This is a genomic window from Bordetella trematum, from assembly GCF_900078335.1.
In the GTDB taxonomy this organism is placed as follows: Bacteria; Pseudomonadota; Gammaproteobacteria; order Burkholderiales; family Burkholderiaceae_B; genus Bordetella; species Bordetella trematum.
The window spans coordinates 52,596-70,832 of sequence record NZ_FKBR01000035.1 but is presented as its reverse complement, the minus strand read 5'-3'; the positions used below and the strand labels follow the sequence as shown (position 1 = coordinate 70,832).

Sequence of the window (18,237 nt, the reverse complement as noted above, 5' to 3'; positions counted from 1 at the left end):
CTCCGACACTGCCATGACTCAGAACATCTCCATCACGGACACCATCAGCTGCGGCAATGACCTGCCCTTCGTGCTGTTTGGCGGCATCAATGTCCTCGAATCGGAAGACCTGGCGCTGCGCGCCTGCGCCGAGTATGTGCGCGTCACGCAGAAGCTGGGCATTCCCTATGTGTTCAAGGCCAGCTTCGACAAGGCCAACCGCTCCTCGATCCACTCCTACCGCGGCCCCGGCATCGAAGAAGGCATGCGCATCTTCGAAAAGGTGAAACAGGAGTTCGGCGTACCGGTCATCACCGACGTGCACGAGCCCTGGCAAGCGCCGATCGTCGCGCAGACGGTCGACGTGCTGCAACTGCCGGCCTTCCTGGCCCGCCAGACCGACCTGGTGTCGGCCCTGGCCAAGACCGGCAAGGTCATCAACATCAAGAAGCCCCAGTTCCTGAGCCCCTCGCAGATGTCGCACATCGTGGAGAAATTCCGCGAAGCCGGCAACGAGCGCCTGATCCTGTGCGATCGCGGCACCTGCTTCGGCTACGACAATCTGGTGGTCGACATGCTGGGCTTCGACGTCATGAAGAAAAGCACCGGCGATCTGCCGGTGATCTTCGACGTCACCCACGCCCTGCAGCAACGCGACCCGGGCGGCGCCGCCTCGGGCGGACGTCGCCAGCAAAGCGCCCAGCTGGCCCGCTCGGCCATGGCGCTGGGCTTGGCTGGCCTGTTCCTGGAAGCCCACCCCGACCCCGCCAAGGCCCTGTGCGACGGGCCCAGCGCCCTGCCGCTGGACCAGCTCGAGCCGTATCTGGCCCAAGTCAAAGCCGTTGACGACCTGGTCAAGTCCTTTGCGCCGCTGTTGATCAACTAGCTGCCAACCCCACCTTGCGTATCCGGCCTGAGGAAACCACTGTGTTAGGAACGTTTTCCCGCAAACTCTCACGCTTGCCGGGGCTCGCTACGTTACTGGGCGAGCCTGTCGAGCATCTGCGCTTTGCGGGAGACATTCGTAGAAAAAATGTGCGTGCGATCATCGGCTGGGGCATGCGCTCGACCACCCGCCGGCCCAGAAAAACCGCTGACAGGGCAGGCTTGCCATTCATTGCCCTTGAAGATGGATTCCTGCGATCTTTCGGCAGCGGCCCAGGCCAGCCTACGCTCTCTTTGGTGATCGATACCCAAGGTATCTATTACGATGCCAGCCGACCTTCCCTACTGGAAGAGATGCTCGCATCGGAACGCGACCTGCTCAGCGGCCCGGGCGCCGATACTGCACGCGCCCGGGCACTGATACAGGAACACCGCCTGGGGAAGTACAATGCTGCGCCCGATAGCCCGCCACCTCTGGCGTCCGGAAAACGTGTCCTGATCGTTGACCAGACCCGCAATGATGCCGGCATCCTCTACGGCAACGCCTCGGCGGAAACGTTCCAAACCATGCTTCGGACCGCCCGCGCGGAACATCCGGATGCCACGCTCTATATCAAGACTCATCCCGAAGTCACCCATGGGCGCAAGCGGGGCTATTTCCAGCATCTGCAAGCCGATGAGCGAACGATACTGATCAGAGAGGCCGTCTCCGCCCACAGCCTGCTGGAACACATGGATCATGTTTATGTGGTGACCTCTCAGCTGGGTTTCGAAGCCCTGCTCCAGGGCAAACCGGTAACCTGTTTCGGCTCTCCCTGGTATGCCGGCTGGGGTGTCACCGATGACCGCCAGCCCTTGTCTCGCCGCCAACGCCAGCGCAACGTCGACGAACTATTTGCCGCCGCGTACCTCCACTACACCCGCTACCTGAACCCTTATACCCACCAGAAGGGCAATATTTTCGATGTGATCCATTGGCTGGCCCATCAGCGCGATATGCAGCGCCAGCAAACCGGCCGCAGTATCGCCATCGGCATACGCCACTGGAAAGCCAGGCTTCTGACGCCGTTTCTGGGGCGGGATACATCGCGCACCTATTTCGTGGCAAACGCCGCTGCCGCTGCCGCTCTGCGGCCCACGGCAGCCGACCGACTCTGCGTCTGGAGTTCGCCGGCCCATGTCGACGTCGAGATGCTGGCGCACGACAGCAAAGCACGGCTGGTACACATGGAAGATGGCTTTGTGCGCTCTGTCGGGCTGGGGTCGGACTTCGTTGCTCCGCAATCGCTGGTCTTGGACGAAGTTGGGATTTACTTTGATGCAAGCCGGCCCAGCGGCCTGGAAACCTTGCTGAACACTCATCGTTTCAGCCAGGAAGAATGCGAGCGCGCCCAATTCGTACGAGAATTAATAACGCGAAATCAAGTAACCAAATACAATATCGAGCCCAACGACGCCCCATCCTGGGCTCCAGACAAACGGACGGTGGTGCTGGTCCCCGGGCAGGTGGAGGATGATGCCTCCATACGACTCGGATGCGGCCCTGAACTGCACGACAACCTCGCACTATTGCAAGCAGTGCGCGAAGCTCGTCCGGATGCTTTCATCGTTTACAAGCCCCATCCTGAAGTATTGGTTCGTAATCGCCGTGGACGGCTGCATGGCCGCGAAGCGCTTCGGTATGCGGACCACATCGAAACGCAGATCTCCATCGTGAGCTGCGTCGCGGCAAGTGACGAAATCCACACGATGACATCGCTCACAGGGTTCGAAGGCCTGCTCAGGGGGAAACACGTCGTTACGTATGGCCTTCCTTTTTATGCCGGGTGGGGCCTAACAGAGGACAAAATAGCAGCGCAGCGGCGCACGCGTACGCTAACGCTGGATGAATTAGTGGCAGGAACCCTCTTGCTCTACCCCACATATTGGGACTGGACCTTAGGCGGGTTCACCTCATGCGAAGCAGCTTTGGACCAGATCATCCGGCAGCGTGACCGGCTGCTAGCAGAAAATCGGTTGAGTCGAGTGCAGAAATCCTATCTTGAACGCCTGTTTCTGAAGGCCAGCCTTTGGGTTCGGGGCGAATTTATGGTGCGACGATGAGCGGACAGCAGCGCTTCCTTTTCCTGCAAGGTGTCTGCTCGCCCTTTTTCCCGCAATTGGCACAGGCATTGCGCGACCTGGGCCATCGGGTGCGCAAAGTGAATTTCACCGTGGGCGACCGTGTTTACTGGCGCCTCGGTGAAGCCTCATCGTACCGGGGGCCGATGGCTGGTCTCGCCGACTTCTATCAGCGTCAATACAGCGCCTATGGAATTACCGACATCGTGCTGTTTGGCGATTGCAGGCCAGTACATAGGCCCGCAATCGAAGTAGCGCGGCAACATGGCATACGCGTGCACGTGTACGAAGAGGGCTATTTCCGCCCTCACTGGATCACTCTGGAGAAAGACGGCGTCAACGGCCATTCCCGCCTCCCTCGTGACCCCGTTTGGTTTCATGAAGAAGCCCGCCGTTTACCACGAGCTGGCGGAGGGGCTGGCTTTTCCGCGCCCTTCTGGAAGCGCGCTGCCTACGACGTAGGCTACAATTTTTGGGCCGGCCTAAATCCTCTGCTTCACCGCGGAGTAAAAAGCCACGTCCCCTACAGCCCCCTGACAGAATATCTAGGGTACGCTAAACGCGGGATGCGACTCCAGCTGCTGACCCGTCAAGTGCGCAGCATCGAAGCCAAACTTCTTGAAGAGGCCTCGAACCATCCGTTCTATCTACTGCCGTTGCAGTTGAACAGCGACGCCCAGATCGTTCATCACTCTCCGTTCGTCAGCATGGCCGACGCCATGCGCTTCACTCTCGATTCCTTTGCCGTCCATGCTCCGCAAGGCACTCGCCTGGCGGTCAAGATCCACCCCCTGGATCCTGGCCTCATCAACTACGCCAAGATCCTAAAACGGCGTGCGCGCGAGCTGGGCATCAGCCACCGCGTGTTTTATCTCGAGGGAGGCAAACTGCCTGCCCTACTGAGCGCCGCACAAGGCGTAGTCACCGTCAACAGTACCGTCGGTGGCTCCTCCCTGATCCACGGCAAACCTACTATTGCCTTGGGCACCGCGCTCTACAACATGCCTGGTCTGACATTCCAGAATGGTCTGGATGCATTCTGGGAACATGGACGCAAACCCAAAGGCAGTCTGGTGCGTGACTTCCGTGACGTGGTCATCTACCACGCCCAGATCAATGGCGGTTTTTACAATCGGCACGGCATCGAACTTGCGGTCACAAATAGCCTGCCTCGCTTGCTAGTCTCGCGCTCCCGGGCTCAAGAAATGCCACGCCCTATATACCAGTCAGGAACGCTCAACGAGCGCAGCGCACAATAAAAAACTGCCTGGAGATCCAGGCAGCTTTTTACATCCGGCCAAGAGATCCTCTCGGCCCGTCCTATCAGTCCAGCATATCGTCAGCGCGCACCGGGGTGTTGGCAGCGACATCGCGGCCCACACGCTTGCCGATCACTGCATCCCAATGCTTAGGCGCCAGCCCGAACCCCGGGCGCACAGAGCGGATTGCGCTCTCGGTGATGATCTCACCCGCCTTGAGCGGCTTGACGAAGTAAAGCGAACGTCGGAACTGGGCATTACCCTGCTCGCTCGACTTGCGCCCGTAGTCCACCTTGCCCAGCGCAGCCCAGGCTGTATGGCAACTGCGACACAGATCCGCCAGATCAGCCGGCTCGAGCGAGAAACTGTCGTCCGGACCGCCGCCACTGCGATCCAGCGTAAAGTGCTTCTCGATGACCGACGCACCCAGCGCCACACTGGTGACCGCCGTGGTGTTATCCAGCGTGTGATCAGAAAGCCCCGTAACCAGGCCGAAGCGCTCGATCATATCAGGCACGGTGCGCAGGTTGTAATCATGCGCCGGCGCCGGATAGCCGCTTACACAGTGCAAAATCGCGAGTTCCTTGCACCCGCCGGAACGTGCGGCATCGATAGCCTCCTGAATTTCCTCGTCATCTGCCATCCCTGTGGAGATGATCATCGGCTTGCCTTTGCTCGCCACATACCTGATCAACGGCAGATCAACCGCCTCGAAAGATGCAATTTTGTATGCTGGCGCGTCAAGGCGCTCCAGCAAGTCGACCGCGCTGCGATCAAACGGAGAACTGAAAATCGGGATACCGATCTTGCGAGCATGGGCGAACAAGGGCTCATGCCACTCCCAGGGCATCTGGGCTTCCTTGTACAGCTGATAAAGCGTCTTTCCATCCCACAGGCCGCCGCGAATCTGAAAATCTTCGCTATCAGCATTCAGCGTAATGGTATCGGCCGTATACGTCTGCAGTTTGACGGCGTCAGCGCCCGCTTTCTTGGCCTCATCGATCAACTGCAAGGCCACTTCCAGCTTTCCGTTATGGTTTGCAGAAACCTCAGCAATCACGTACGGAGAATCTTCCTGGGAAATGCGCCGACCGGCGATGGTGATCCGGGGAATGCTCATAATTTCTCTACTCACAAAGAATGCCACTCATGCCTGAGCATGCCAAAGGCTACTATCGAATGATAGCGTTCTCCATCGAAGTGCTGATCACGCAGCACACCTTCGCGCACAAAACCCAACCCCTCGTGGAATTTGATCGAACGCTCGTTGAACGCCAGCGCCTGCCCTGCCACCTTGTGCAAGGCCGCCGGGCCGAATGCATAGTCCAGCACGGCCTTTCCTAACCTGCGCCCCATTCCTCTTGGAGCATCGGGGGCAATATAGAAACCCCAGTCGGCAACGCCTCCACTGGCCTGAACACTCAGGTTGGAGAAGCCGGCAGGAACACCGTCGGCTTCAAAAATCAGCAAATGCTTGGCCGGGTTCTGCGAAGCATGGGAGAACCAAGCCGTATGCTCGGCCAGCCCGATTTCATGCGTCGTATACATGTACTTGCGGATTTCCGGATGATTACGCCAGCTCAGCACCAACGCCAGATCATCCTCGCGCATGCGGCGCACGCGATCCCCATTTCGCTCTTGCGTCAAAAATGCCTCCATCAAACTCACCAGCCGCTGGACGCCCTGCCCATCGCACACTTCGCTTGCCGCCTGTACCGCCTGCCTCAGAACTTCGCTGTTGCTGAAAGCGGCCAGCACGCCAGGCAATTGCTCGCCGACGTCTGCAGGGCCGCCAACCAGACGCGCTGCTCCGGCTTCTCTCAGGGCGCTGGCACTCGGAACCTGATTGTCAGCCAGCACCACCATCGCGGTCGGCAGACCCAGGCAGCAACGCTCCCAAGAAGTGCTTCCTGCTGCACCGATCGCTAGATCACTCGCTGCCATTCGGGCCGCCATGTCAGACACGCCAACAGCGACCTCCGTCGGCAAGCGCATCACAGCGGCCCGCGCCCGTACGGCGTCAAGCCACTGAGCCGTGCTGCCCATTACGACACTGATGCGACAACCCGGCTCCAATGCCGGACACGCATCCAGCACGTCCAGCACGGTCTCCGTCACGTTGAACTGATCTACGCCGCCCATGGTCACCAGGATCTGGCGCAATTCCGCACCTGCACGCCGCTGCAAAGAGGCTTCCCGCATTTCTGCGAATTCCGGGCGCAACAGAGCATAAGAGCTACCCGCCAGCACCCGGCACCCGGGCGGGACCAGATCCTGATAGTCGGCAGCGGCACGCCCCAGTGTCTGGTCTAGCAGCAGATCACACTGGTGTGTCCGATCCGCTAGATCATCGATGACCAGCTTGGCGCGCGCCGGAATCAACGCCTCCCAGCGCGCATCCAGACCATAATGGTCGACCACCAACCAATCAGGGATATCTTCTCCCAGCGCCTCGCGGGTCTGACGCGCATCTTCCACCTGCGACACACCCAGCCAGGCGGCATGAGCAAGGCCGCCTTCGGGGGCCTTGCGCGTCGTACCGACCAGGGGGTGCACCAGGAAGCCTTCGGCCCGGATGAACTCGACCAGGTGGCCTTCATGCTCCCGGCAGACAAAGCGGCACTGGGCGCCATTGGCACGCAAGCGACGCGCCAGAGTCAGGCAACGCATCACATGACCGGTTCCGATCTGCCGTGACGCATCTGCTCGAAAGACCACCCGCAAGCTCATAGACCGTTCCTCATCGCCTTAAATAGCCACTCGGCCCGCTCCCAGTCCTCAGGAGTGTCTATATCTTGCACCCGATGCCGCGGCAGAAGCACTGCAGCCGATGCCGGACTGAAGATCACACGGCCATCCAGCCAGGCCGACGCTTTCCCCCAATAGAACTGCCCTGCATCATGGAAGGCTTCTTCCAGATCCTGGGAGCGCCGCTGGAAGTTATCGGGCTGGAACATCTCGACACGGCCGTTCTCATGCAAACGCAAGGCGCGCTGTATCGGAAAGCCGTAGCTGGTCACGGAAAAGGCATAGTCGGAGTCGCTTTCCTGAAGGATGGCCTGGCCGCGCCGCAAATCCTCGGCCTGCACGAACGGAGCCGTCGCATAGAGGCAGCAAACCTGCTGTGGAGTACGGCCCCGGTCCAGGAACCATTGCGTCGCATGCCGAATCACCGGGATGGTGCCAGTATGATCATCTGAGAGCTCCGCCGGGCGCATGAACGGCAGCGAAGCGCCGCAGCGCTTCGCCACCTCGGCGATCTCCGGGTCATCGGTGGATACGATGACCTCGTCGAAGCAACCGCTTTCCAATGCTGCCTGGACGGACCAGGCCAGCATAGGACGCCCGCAAAATTCACGGACATTCTTGCGCGGTATCCGCTTGCTCCCACCACGAGCGGGAATGACGGCCAGCCTCACGCGAGTACCGCCTTGCGCAAGGCAGCCACCACCGCATCCTGCTGCTCATCCTGCATGGCATGGAACATAGGCAGGCTGATGGCCTCGGCGTAATAGCGCTCCGCCTCGGGGAACTGCCCCGGCTTGAAACCCAGGCCTTGGTAATAGGGCTGAGTATGGACCGGGATATAGTGCAGATTCACGCCGATACCCTGCTCACGCAACGAATCAAATACTTCGCGATGGCTGCGACCGATCTCCTGCAGACGCAAGCGGATGACATACAGATGCAGTCCGGAATAACCGTCGGCATGCTGCCATGGCGTCACGACAGGCAAGGCTTTCAGCAACTGATCGTAGCGCTTGGCTAAACGGTGGCGCGAGGCCACGTAATCATCCAGGCGCCGCATCTGACTGACACCCAATGCAGCCTGCAGTTCGGTCATACGGTAATTGAAACCCAGGCCGATCTGCTGGTAATACCAGCCGCCGTCCGGCTCATGCGTCATCAATGCCGGATCACGGGTAATCCCGTGACTGCGCAGTAGCGCCAACGCATCCGCTACGGCCGGATCATTGGTCAGCGCCATGCCTCCCTCCGCAGTGGTGATGATCTTCACGGGATGGAAACTGAATACCGTGATGTCGCTGTAACGGCAACTGCCAACGAACTCGCCCTTGTACTTACCACCGATCGCGTGCGAAGCGTCCTCAATGATCTTGAAGCCATACTTCTGACCCAGCGCGTGGATCGCCTCCATGTCGCAAGGCTGACCGCACAGGTGCACCGGCACGACGACCTTGGGAAGCTTCCCTTCGCGCTCTGCCACTTCAAGCTTGGCCTGCAGTGCCTCCACGCTCATGTTATAGGTCTGCGGATCGATATCGACGAAGTCGACATCGGCACCACAATACAAGCCACAATTAGCGGAAGCCACAAACGTGATCGGCGTCGTCCACAGAATATCCCCCGGACCGAGGCCCAGGGCCAGGCAGGCGATATGCAGCGCAGACGTCGCACTACTGACCGCGAAAGCGTGCTTGGCGCCCACGTGCTGCGCAACACTCTGTTCAAACTGGGGAACCTTCGGACCCTGCGTCAGGAAATCCGACTTCAGAACCTCGACAACCGCATCAATATCCGCTTGCGTGATCTCTTGCCGGCCGTACGGAATCATGTCAGATGCTCCCGATCTTTTCGCGGTTGATGTCAATCCATTCACCCAATTGGGCATCCGTCATCCACTCAGTGTTGTTGTCGCTGGCATAGACGAAGCCCTCTGCGACTCGCTTGCCATCCTTAATACGCTCCGGCGACTCGGACCAACCATTGATAGCGGGCAGAATCTTGTAGTGCTCCGGGTATTCGTAGGTGTGGAACGAATCTTCGGCGCCGATCATCTGCTCATGCAGCTTCTCGCCCGGGCGAATGCCAACCACTTCCTGCTTGGCCTCCGGGGCAAGCACGCGGGCCAGGTCGGTCACCTTCATCGACGGAATCTTCTTGACGTAGATTTCGCCGCCGATCATGTCCTCGAATGCGTGCCACACCAATTCCACACCCTGCTCCAGCGAAATCATGAAGCGGGTCATACGCGGATCTGTGATCGGCAGAACACCCTTTTCGCGAATAGACATGAAGAAGGGAATGACCGAACCGCGCGAGCCCATCACATTGCCGTACCGGACCACAGCAAAACGGGTGCCGTGCTCACCCGAATAGGCGTTACCGGCCACGAACAACTTGTCAGAAGCCAGCTTGGTAGCACCGTACAGGTTGATAGGACTGCTGGCCTTGTCGGTCGACAGCGCCACCACACGCTTTACGCCCTTGTCGATGCACGCATCGATCAGATTCATTGCGCCGTCAACGTTGGTCTTGACGCATTCAAACGGGTTGTATTCGGCGGTCGGCACGATCTTGGTGGCAGCCGCGTGCACAACATAATCAACACCATCCAGCGCACGGTACAGACGCTCGCGGTCGCGCACGTCACCGATGAAGAAACGCACACGCGGATCATTGTGGAACTTCTTCGCCATGTCCCACTGCTTCATCTCGTCGCGCGACAAAATGATGATTTTCTTCGGGTTGTACTTGGCCAGCGTCATGGGCACAAAAGTATTACCGAAGGAGCCAGTGCCACCAGTAACGAGGATAGTTTTATCTTGCAACATCGCTTTATTCCTATTAATACGAAACCAAATATTTTCTTGCAAACATATCAATATAGGGAGCCACGACCCCCTTATATTTACTGTCTATAAAATCAAAAACCTCTTGATATTCAGAAAACCGAGTTGAAATCTGTCGATCAAGAAAAACCTCAATTTCTTCAGCCGTTGTCTTGCCTACCTCATCCAACTCAACATCCATAACATCTAAGCAACCATATGACGTCCCGCGGGTCCGAGAAAAGCCAAATGAACGTGCATCCTCTACAAGAAGAACGGACGGCTTTCTGCGCCGCAGAAAATAAATGTGCCCGTGCAACCGATATCCGACATGAAGATCGATATCATCATAGAAGGACAGATTATTAACATCACCAGAAAGCTCTTTCGGTATGAACCCTAAGCTCACTGCAAACTCAGCAACTTTCTTTGAACGACGATTTGGTCGGCTATGATATGCCACGTAACGCGTTGCATTCGCAAATTTTTTCGAAAGCATCTGCAACACGGAAAAGGATTGTTCATCGTATTTATCGTGATGCTGAATAGTAAAAACGAGAGACGATATAGAATTTGGCGCAATAAACTCTGACCCAACTTTCTCCTCGTCATATATAGCCAAATCACCGAAGTATTCGGCAGCTATTCCGTTTCCTAACAGCATTTTGACGATCAACTCATCACGACACATCAACGGACCAATATTCTCCACAACAGACGACAAAAACTCTTTTGTCTCAGACGAGTATTGATGCCCAGCGAAGGTCGACTCATCCGGGCGGATACCTTGAAAAGAACAGCCGATAGGAAAAAAATTTCTCAACCTACGGACATCTGAATACAAAGAAAATAAGTTCGGATAAGTCCCATCGACAACAGAAAATCCTGGCGCAACAATACTTTTTATCGCTTCAGGATCGATATCGTCCAAGCTTTCTTCACGAAACCGGATAATAGGATCATAGGCAGGAAAACGAGATCGAAACATTTTCAATAACGAAAATGTAATGAGCTGGTCCCCAACGTTCCCGGACCGATGAGCAGGAAAAGTTGTCAGAAGTATGTCTTTCATAAATCCTCTTATCAGCCCAGATTTGGAACTCGGACCCTCTACGTGAGCCAGAGGGCCCTTCCGGCCACATCAACCTCTATTAGCCAAAGAAAACCTCTTCAACTCAGAGTGGAGTTTCTCTACTAAAGTAGACTTATCACCCAGAACCGAGCCCTCTATATGCTTAGTATTCTCATGCCAAGCATCATCGCCATTCTCATTTATTCTCCGCCAATGCAATTCTGCAGAATTCGAGAGCAGCCACGTTGGACATCCTAATGCTCCGGACAGCTCTACAACAGTTGTCGCGGGCGCGATGATGAGATCCATACATTTCATAAGCGCAGCAACTGAATCGAAATCATTGTAATGATCGACACTTGCTATATTCAACAACTTTCCTGGATAACGCTCCTCGACCCAAGCCAGTTCATCTGAGCATTCGTCATACTGAAAATTGACAAATTGAATTCCTTCAATCTGAAAAATAGAATCCAGCTCTTCGATCGACAAATAATGAGAGTTCCGCGAGTGAGTAGTCAAACTGCTACGCCAGCTCAATCCAACTAAGGGTTGTCCAGCCGGGAGCTCTTCCTTGAAGCGTGACACGATAGCCTGGTCGACAAACAAATAAGGCTCCCGTTCAAAACTGTCGTAGTCCGGCAAACAAACATGCAGAAGATCCGTGATCAGCATCACCTGATCAGCATCATTCAGCGCTTTCACTCCATTATTATCAAGAGCACCTATCAAATCCGATCCGGGGACTAAGCTATATTGTTCAAAATCAACAATCTCATGAAATCTACGGCGTGCTACTGGCTGGAATTCAATCTTAGGGAAGGATCTAGTGAAAATATCAAATAGCCTAGGATCACAACTTACTTTATAAGAGGGATGCGGCAAAATGCTCGGGAGACGATTGTATATCGAAGAAAATCTAATTTCATCACCCGGCCCGTAAATAGCCAGCCCGAGCAAACTATCGCCATGCTTATCAGGCTCATCTACATTAAAATATTTATCCTTGTAATAAGAATAAAACAATTTCCTAAACGGAATTTCAGTGTATACACGATGAGCCTCCTTGACCTTCCTGCTTCCAAATAATGTTTTAGTACGCAACATATCAGAAACAGGAATCTTCTTTAACTCAGCCCTCTTAATCAACCGATAGGCTCGCTCGAAGTCACCACTAATAATAAGAAGACGAATAGCTTCGTCATACAGAATTTTACTATCCCGTTTTTCAAGGTACGGCAAAACGATAGAAAGCGCGCGATCTACCTCATTTGCAAACGACAAACATTGAGAGTAGTAAAGGATAGCAGAATCAGAGTTGTTCCCAGACGCTATAACTGACTCCATAACCTCTATAGCGCGCGAATTATCACCAATAGCCTTATATGCTAGCGCCTTATCAGAACTGATATCATTATCCAGATATATAGTTCTCAGAAATATTTCATCCAGACCATCAATTTCAATATGGTTTTTATATTTCTTTAATAGCAGCAATACGGCTTCTATCTGATCTGGCTTTAGAGCAGAAAAAAGAGCCATTTCTGACATGTATGAAATATCCGCATCGGCATCTAATTGGTTCAGCTCTAAAGTTTTATTTTTAATATTTAAAGCGGCACTCCGCATGGCGAACGGATCAATCTGCATGCAAACATCTGCCAAACCGTAAGCAGAGCGTAAATCGAACTTCAATTCAGCCAAACGTGCCAGGGAAAGCAACAATGCATAATCCGCACAGCCTGCAACCAAGAGGATGCCCGCAATCAAAATCGCCTGGTCAAAATTCCTCTCCGAATAGTAGACATCGTAGAGATTCCGTAATAGCTGTTGTTGATCTGGACTCAGCGCATGCTCTTGAGTTGTTGTAGCCGCTTCCTCGACGTCAAATTGTTCATCTTTCGGCTTCGACCTCTCTGAGCGCAAAGCCTCTTTTAGCAACTCTGCTGCGGACTGATACTCGTCAGATTCCAGCAACAACCAAGACATCTGCTTGTGCACATAGGTACCAGAAGCATGCTCATGCAGAAGGAGAACGACCTTGTTATATATTTGCGGGTCGATATAGTTTCTCACTTTATTAAGAAACGCATCACGCACAGATGAATTCGTTATCTTTCCACAAACCGCAAGAAGAAGGGAATACTGCAACAAGGGCCCGGGAGCATTATTAAGGAATCGGGCCATATCCATAGATGGAATTAGCGATTCCAAGCTAGCAGGCACAACTCCCGGATTTGAAAATAGAATCTTTGGCCAAAAATCCGACTTAGCGATCAAGCGAAGCTGACTGGTGTCCTTCAAAGACGCCTTTGCCAACTCAGATCCATTTATCATCCTATCTGCAGTTATCCGAAGCGCAGCAGCTTTAAATCCAATATCCGGACGACTCAAGTCAGCAAGATACCTCGGATACTTCAGGTATGCCCCTGCGAAAATTTCTTCAATACTTAGCTCAACTTTACGGTGAGGAAGTTTTACTCGATCATCGGTCAGGCCCCAACCAGCATAAAAGGGAGTTCCTAAAACGGTTACAGAAACTCCACGCAGCAGGGCTTCGAAGCCTGAAAGCGACGTTAACGTGTAGACATGATCTACACTTTCAAGGAAATCTATTAAAGAGCTATCAGGAGATACGACCGTACATACGTTCTTGATTCTGCGACTTTTAAATTTGGAGCGCTGGTAGCCCAGATATACTTCTGGATGTGGACGATAAAGAATCTCAGCATCAGGATGTTCAAGCTTAGCAAGTTTTATCATATCGACCATACTCCATCCATCTGGATTTCCAAGCCGAACTGACATGTCATTATCTACTTGCCCCAAGACAGCAATTCTACGCCTAGTCTTAATTCCTGGCGTGGGCGCATCAAGGGAGGTAGGAGGGTTATATTTTGATAAACCCAAACCACGAAGAAAGCGCAAACATTCAGCAGCCTTAACTAAATCATCTGAGGAGAAACTTTTTTTATTTAGAATCCGCTCCACATCGGAATCACCTTCCGAATCATAATGAAGTCCGCCGGAGTCTAAAATCAGAGAATAAGGTGTCGTGTGAGCGGCCCCCAGATTCGATGACCTGAGAAAACCGTCTTCCATCCGATATATTTTTGATTTTGAGATCTTTGCAATTAAACGAAGCCAGCTGGATTCGGTGTAACCCCACACGATAAACACATCTGATCGCAAGGGGAAAGATCGCATTGCACTGAACGCGCGCCACGGTAGGATTTTGCGAGGGGCAAATGCGATTCTATATTCCTGCAAGTAATCACTTATAAAACCCCATTTCCAATCATTAAATCCCCACAAGATAGCGACAGGCTTCGAAGAGTTGGTGTTAAGCCAGTTATCTCCAACAAGAGAAAATTTACATTTAGGCATTTCCTCCCCGAAGATCAAGTACGGGTCGATTACCTTGCAGGGGTAAGTTAAATCGTTCCCTTTCTTTTTTCTAGAGAAGAATTTGTCCCGGATTGAGAAATTTCTATTTATTTCTTTTCTAGGGGATTCTTTTCTAAACAACCCAAGAAAACCATTGATGATCGCGCCGTTCTTTCTCAATTTTTTGCCCAACTGTATTTAAATTTATTCGATCGTTTTTAATAAAAAATCGAAATATCATTCTTTTTGATAAGCAGCAATTCCTTCTTCAACATCTTCATAAGGATGGACCTTCCCATCTCGAAGGAGAAGAACAAAATCACACATCTTTCTCACCTGTCCCATACCATGAGTGACAAGAATGATGTTCGAGCGCCCTACTCTATCTTTGAACGCCTTTACAGCTTTATCTCTAAAATGAGCATCACCAACGGACATCGCCTCATCAACTAAGTAATAATCAAACTCAAAAGCTAGGCTTAATCCGAAAGCTACCCTTCCTCTCATGCCAGAAGAATAGGTTTTAACGGGCAAATCAAAATACTCTCCAATTTCGGCAAAATCTTGCACCGAACGAACTACTCGGCGCATATCTTCACCAACCATTCCCTGCACTCTGGAGATAAATTTGACGTTTTCTCTTCCGGTTAAAGAGCCTTGGAAGCCCCCGGATAGCCCAACAGGCCATGAGATTGTTTTATCGGTAATTATTTCTCCACGATCAGGAACATCAAGCCCGCCTAAAAGCCGCATCAACGTTGATTTTCCTGCACCGTTTTTCCCGATAAGAGCTATATTCCGCCCTGCCGGAACGACGAATGACAGATCACGAAAGATGACCCGGCGGCCTCCTTTATGATGCACATACGATTTCGTGACATTCCGCAGTTCTATCATATCGCTAACAAGTCCCTTTGATATACGCGATACAAAGCCAAACCAATAAAAAGAACAACAACTGCGGCGATAGCTGGATAGCTATAACTTATTCCCTCTATGCTTGGATAATGAGCAAAGAATGTGGACCGCAGATTGTCAATGATGTGTGTATATGGATTCCACAATATCCACGGCAGAAACTCTTGTGGCAGTCTCCATAAAGGGAAAATAACCCCCGAAACCACGTACAGCAACATAAATGCGAGACGCATAAACGTTTTCGAATTCGGGAATTTCTCACCCACAATACAGAGTATTATTCCAAGGCCGAACGAAAAAACGACACCAATAACTAAAACGAAAAACCATTCGAGCGGCGAATTTGTCAGAACGTCATATCCGAACCAAACGCCCATAATTATTAGCAATAACGTATACACGCACGCCGTAAGAGACAGCTCAACAATAAGGCGAGCCACGAAGGTATTGAATGGGCGGATATTCGGATATGCAAATAGTGATTTATTAGCGCTCGGCGCATCCATCAATTTCATCGCAATGTTGCGCATCAAAAAGAATGGAACTATCCCAGTAAGTAAATATATAGGATAGGGCATTCCCGTCACGTGCCTACCCCTCAGCACCGTAACAACAAACATCATGAATGCAATGTGCGCTATCGGTTCAAATATCATCCAAAACGCGCCCATCCTTCTCGAACCAAAGCGAGTGCGAATTTCACGCAGGACTAGCGCAAATACGACAGCACATGCAATAGTCAGCGGCGGCCTTTTTTTCATTGATCAAAGACCGCTGTTAACAGTGCGGCCCAAAATCAGCACTTGCACGATTGGACTAATGATTTTCTGCCATTCATAAACGGCCGCATTGGTCACATAGATGGCGTCTTCGGGTTCAATCAAAAAACGTCGCGCAAGAAAAATGGCTGCAGGATCCTTCATGTTTAACCTGAAAACTTTCGCTTCCTGAACTACATCTGCATCCGGATCTTTTTTACTCTCAGAAACTCTAAAAATGAAAACCCCGGAAGCATCAGCTCTTGCGTCATTTAGACCTTTGACACTCCCCAACACCTCAAGCAAGCTAGGGTTGTTAGAAGGTAGATCGTGTAACCCTGGATCTCCAACAGCACCCATTGCCACAAACCGCTTACGGGCTCGTTCGAGAACTATTTCCGATCCGGGAGGGACCATTTGGTTCTTCCCACCCAAAAGATCTTCGTAATTAAAAACGTAAGATTCCTTGCCGGTACGGACAGTCACCTTAATTAAGTGCGGTTCCAGATCCGGTCCGCCAGCTCTAGTCACTGCATCAAGCAACGTGAGCGGGCCTTCCAAAGCAGAAAATCTACCCGGTTTTTTTACAGCGCCAGCGACAAGCACCGAACCGGATATATCTCCTGTCAAACTGACCTGAACCTGAGGATCGGTGGTTATCCCTTTCAGCCTCTGACGAATGATCTTTTCAACTTGACCAGGCGTTTTTCCTGCTACCTTAGTTGTCCCCACATAAGGAACGGATATTTCACCGGCGCTATCCACCCGGATATTTTCAAAAACGGATCCTCCTGACGATAGAGGCGCAAAAATAGCCCCTTCCGATCCAAGATCGGCAATCATCACCCGCATAACGTCACCAGAAATCAAACGTATTTCCGGCACAGTAGGAAGCGCTATATTTGTCGTCGAGCCGAGGCTCTGAGGACGCATATAGGGAACGATTGTTTCCGCACTAATGTCTATTAGCTGGTATTTATCTTGATTACTACTATCTAGCACTGAACTTCGCGACGGCCCTGCGGAGGAAAGAAGACTCCCACACCCTGATAAAATAATCGGCAGAGCCAGTATGAAGGTATGCGCTGTGCGACGAAATGGATAACGGGTCATTTTTAGGTATGCCAATCATTTAATCACGATGGTCTTCAATTGCTGCGATAACGAACCGCGCAATGCCATATATCAGGCACAAAACAACCAACAATGTAAACAGGTTATATAGCTTGGCTGGATAAATAGCCTTATCGGGTTTATTCGGTGAGACTACCGTAACCAGACTACGTAATTTCTTGCTAGCCTCTATTCTTGCAGATTCAACCGAACTAACTGCAAACTTATACGCCTCTTCTGCAATCGCAGCATCAATGGTCAAGTTTCTATACTGCGAGGCAACCACATTCAGCTTCTCACCGTCTTTCTCGGAAACCAAGCGACGGGTTTCAGCCCGCAACTGATGCTCTAGGGCCTGAATACGATTGCGTTGCTGTCTTACTTGAGGGGTATCAGAGTTAAGAGTCGACAATAAGCTCTTTAACGTCGTCCGCTCTTTAGTTAATTGAGCCTCTAGCTCGCTGATCACGTCCGCCCTGGCTTTCGCTGCTGCCTCAGCATCTAACAGATGATTGTTGCTCTGGAAAGCCAAAAGGTCAGCCCTACGATCCTCGTAAACTTTACGAGCGTTTGCTAACTCGCCTTTGGCAAACGCCATCTGTTCACGCGCCATCTTGTGAGACAGCTCGTTTACAAACCGTTCACTTTCGCGCAGCATAACCTCGAGCGTTTGCTCTGCGAACTCAGGAGAAAATGCCTCGACATTAATACTCAGAAGCCCGGTCTGCTCATCGAAGTAAGTTGTCACTACCCGCTGGTAATACTTCAGAAGATCTTCGCGTGGCGCATCATCGAACAGAAAGAATAACGGGTCTCTCCAGTGATTGGCGTAATGCTCAGACCATTTCAGTTTATCCTGCAGAACATTTAGCATGTCCTGTGATGCAAGGAACTCCCGAAGATACAGAGTCTCTTCCCTGGACGTCGGATTCAATCCCGACAGCATGACGGCCAACCCTGGCATTTGAGGCGCATCATTATTCCCGACCTGGCGAACAGCAACCTGCGCAGAGCTTACGTACCTATCAAGGGAAAAGAATGAGTAATAGATGACAGCAAGCAGCATGGGCAGCGCTATAAATAGGACTGCCAATCCTTTATTTTTAAATATATTCAAACGCATCAATGCAGCCGAGCCATTTTATTTGTTTATCGGAGTTCGTATTAAAATA

14 protein-coding genes are annotated in these 18,237 nt (G+C 52.3%); 3 read left to right on the top strand and 11 right to left on the bottom strand.

Features of this window, described 5'->3' with window-relative positions:
• The first annotated feature begins 13 nt into the window (after positions 1-13).
• From kdsA to A7V84_RS15095, 3 genes are read left to right on the top strand one after another with little or no spacing between them, the layout of a single operon-like run.
• Entirely contained in the window at positions 14-865 is an 852-nt protein-coding gene (gene kdsA / locus A7V84_RS15105; protein WP_025517118.1) for a 3-deoxy-8-phosphooctulonate synthase, read from the top strand.
• Between the two features lie 41 nt (positions 866-906).
• Positions 907-2,967, top strand: coding sequence for a capsular polysaccharide biosynthesis protein (locus A7V84_RS15100; protein WP_231940143.1), 2,061 nt, complete (start codon positions 907-909; stop codon positions 2,965-2,967).
• On the top strand, positions 2,964-4,244 hold the full coding sequence (locus tag A7V84_RS15095) for a capsule biosynthesis protein (protein WP_063491516.1): 1,281 nt from the start codon (positions 2,964-2,966) through the stop codon (positions 4,242-4,244). Before A7V84_RS15100 ends, A7V84_RS15095 begins: the two co-directional genes overlap by 4 nt.
• 64 nt (positions 4,245-4,308) lie before the next feature.
• On the opposite strand, the gene pseI is transcribed toward A7V84_RS15095, so the two are convergent.
• From pseI to A7V84_RS15050, 11 genes are all read right to left on the bottom strand, one after another.
• Entirely contained in the window at positions 4,309-5,364 is a 1,056-nt protein-coding gene (gene pseI, locus A7V84_RS15090) for a pseudaminic acid synthase (RefSeq protein ID WP_063491517.1), read from the bottom strand.
• An 11-nt stretch (positions 5,365-5,375) separates the two neighbouring features.
• Positions 5,376-6,974, bottom strand: a complete 1,599-nt coding sequence (gene pseG, locus A7V84_RS20810; RefSeq protein ID WP_231940154.1) for a UDP-2,4-diacetamido-2,4,6-trideoxy-beta-L-altropyranose hydrolase — start codon at positions 6,972-6,974, stop codon at positions 5,376-5,378.
• A complete protein-coding gene (gene pseF, locus A7V84_RS15080) occupies positions 6,971-7,663 on the bottom strand; it encodes a pseudaminic acid cytidylyltransferase (protein WP_063491519.1) in 693 nt (230 codons plus the stop codon). The genes pseG and pseF overlap by 4 nt, the downstream gene beginning before the upstream one ends.
• Entirely contained in the window at positions 7,660-8,820 is a 1,161-nt protein-coding gene (gene pseC, locus A7V84_RS15075; RefSeq protein WP_063491520.1) for a UDP-4-amino-4,6-dideoxy-N-acetyl-beta-L-altrosamine transaminase, read from the bottom strand. The genes pseF and pseC overlap by 4 nt, the downstream gene beginning before the upstream one ends.
• Position 8,821: 1 nt before the next feature.
• Complete coding sequence (pseB, locus tag A7V84_RS15070; protein ID WP_063491521.1) at positions 8,822-9,820, bottom strand: UDP-N-acetylglucosamine 4,6-dehydratase (inverting); 999 nt, start codon at positions 9,818-9,820, stop codon at positions 8,822-8,824.
• 13 nt (positions 9,821-9,833) lie between these two features.
• The gene (locus A7V84_RS20805; protein ID WP_082832929.1) at positions 9,834-10,889 is read right to left on the bottom strand and encodes a polysaccharide pyruvyl transferase family protein; all 1,056 of its coding nucleotides are present in this window, start codon (positions 10,887-10,889) and stop codon (positions 9,834-9,836) included.
• Positions 10,890-10,958: 69 nt separating this feature from the next.
• Positions 10,959-14,456 (bottom strand): capsular polysaccharide export protein, LipB/KpsS family, encoded by a 3,498-nt coding sequence (locus tag A7V84_RS20800; protein ID WP_147297402.1) that lies wholly within the window; start codon positions 14,454-14,456, stop codon positions 10,959-10,961.
• A gap of 57 nt (positions 14,457-14,513) precedes the next feature.
• Positions 14,514-15,173: an ABC transporter ATP-binding protein gene (locus tag A7V84_RS15065; RefSeq protein WP_063491522.1), complete on the bottom strand. Its 660-nt coding sequence runs from the start codon at positions 15,171-15,173 to the stop codon at positions 14,514-14,516.
• The gene (locus A7V84_RS15060) at positions 15,170-15,955 is read right to left on the bottom strand and encodes an ABC transporter permease (protein ID WP_063491523.1); all 786 of its coding nucleotides are present in this window, start codon (positions 15,953-15,955) and stop codon (positions 15,170-15,172) included. Before A7V84_RS15060 ends, A7V84_RS15065 begins: the two co-directional genes overlap by 4 nt.
• Before the next feature lie 3 nt (positions 15,956-15,958).
• Positions 15,959-16,954 (bottom strand): polysaccharide biosynthesis/export family protein, encoded by a 996-nt coding sequence (locus A7V84_RS15055; RefSeq protein ID WP_231940156.1) that lies wholly within the window; start codon positions 16,952-16,954, stop codon positions 15,959-15,961.
• Between the two features lie 130 nt (positions 16,955-17,084).
• Positions 17,085-18,188 (bottom strand): ABC transporter permease, encoded by a 1,104-nt coding sequence (locus A7V84_RS15050; RefSeq protein WP_063491525.1) that lies wholly within the window; start codon positions 18,186-18,188, stop codon positions 17,085-17,087.
• Positions 18,189-18,237: the final 49 nt, after the last annotated feature.

Excerpts from the sequence above, each read along its gene's own strand:
- A7V84_RS20805 (WP_082832929.1), bottom strand. The coding sequence starts at position 10,889 with ATGAAAGACATACTTCTGACAACTTTTCCTGCTCATCGGTCCGGGAAC.
- A7V84_RS15050 (WP_063491525.1), bottom strand. The coding sequence starts at position 18,188 with ATGCGTTTGAATATATTTAAAAATAAAGGATTGGCAGTCCTATTTATA.
- kdsA (WP_025517118.1), top strand. The coding sequence starts at position 14 with ATGACTCAGAACATCTCCATCACGGACACCATCAGCTGCGGCAATGAC.
- pseC (WP_063491520.1), bottom strand. The coding sequence starts at position 8,820 with ATGATTCCGTACGGCCGGCAAGAGATCACGCAAGCGGATATTGATGCG.
- pseB (WP_063491521.1), bottom strand. The coding sequence starts at position 9,820 with ATGTTGCAAGATAAAACTATCCTCGTTACTGGTGGCACTGGCTCCTTC.
- pseG (WP_231940154.1), bottom strand. The coding sequence starts at position 6,974 with ATGAGCTTGCGGGTGGTCTTTCGAGCAGATGCGTCACGGCAGATCGGA.
- A7V84_RS15060 (WP_063491523.1), bottom strand. The coding sequence starts at position 15,955 with ATGAAAAAAAGGCCGCCGCTGACTATTGCATGTGCTGTCGTATTTGCG.
- pseI (WP_063491517.1), bottom strand. The coding sequence starts at position 5,364 with ATGAGCATTCCCCGGATCACCATCGCCGGTCGGCGCATTTCCCAGGAA.
- A7V84_RS15095 (WP_063491516.1), top strand. The coding sequence starts at position 2,964 with ATGAGCGGACAGCAGCGCTTCCTTTTCCTGCAAGGTGTCTGCTCGCCC.
- A7V84_RS15065 (WP_063491522.1), bottom strand. The coding sequence starts at position 15,173 with ATGATAGAACTGCGGAATGTCACGAAATCGTATGTGCATCATAAAGGA.